This window comes from Domibacillus indicus, assembly GCF_023715895.1.
Lineage (GTDB): Bacteria > Bacillota > Bacilli > Bacillales > Domibacillaceae > Domibacillus > Domibacillus indicus_A.
Genome location: NZ_JAMBOO010000109.1, coordinates 1 through 357 on the forward strand (window position 1 = coordinate 1; position 357 = coordinate 357).

General features: G+C 53.5%; 3 tRNA genes. All 3 read left to right on the forward strand.

The features are described 5' to 3' along the window. Positions 1-41 precede the first annotated feature (41 nt). The 3 genes from M3221_RS25850 to M3221_RS25860 all read left to right on the forward strand — a co-directional run bounded on the left by M3221_RS25850 (position 42) and on the right by M3221_RS25860 (position 304). Positions 42-123, forward strand: a tRNA-Leu gene (locus M3221_RS25850). A gap of 4 nt (positions 124-127) precedes the next feature. Next, positions 128-201: transfer RNA gene (locus M3221_RS25855), tRNA-Arg, on the forward strand. A gap of 29 nt (positions 202-230) precedes the next feature. Beyond that, positions 231-304, forward strand: a tRNA-Pro gene (locus tag M3221_RS25860). Positions 305-357: the final 53 nt, after the last annotated feature.

The following is a 357-nucleotide window of genomic DNA, read 5'->3' on the forward strand; positions in this document are numbered from 1 at the left end:
AGGGTCGAAGGTTCGAGTCCTTCATGGCTCACCATGTATATGCGGGTGTGGCGGAATTGGCAGACGCACCAGACTTAGGATCTGGCGCCGCAAGGCGTGGGGGTTCAAGTCCCTTCACCCGCACTTTGCGCCTGTAGCTCAATTGGATAGAGTACTTGACTACGAATCAAGCGGTTAGAGGTTCGAGTCCTCTCAGGCGCGTTTATGCTATAAACGAACTTTTGTTTTAGCGGGAAGTAGCTCAGCTTGGTAGAGCACTTGGTTTGGGACCAAGGGGTCGCAGGTTCGAATCCTGTCTTCCCGATTGATTAAAATGGGGCCTTAGCTCAGCTGGGAGAGCGCCTGCTTTGCACGCAG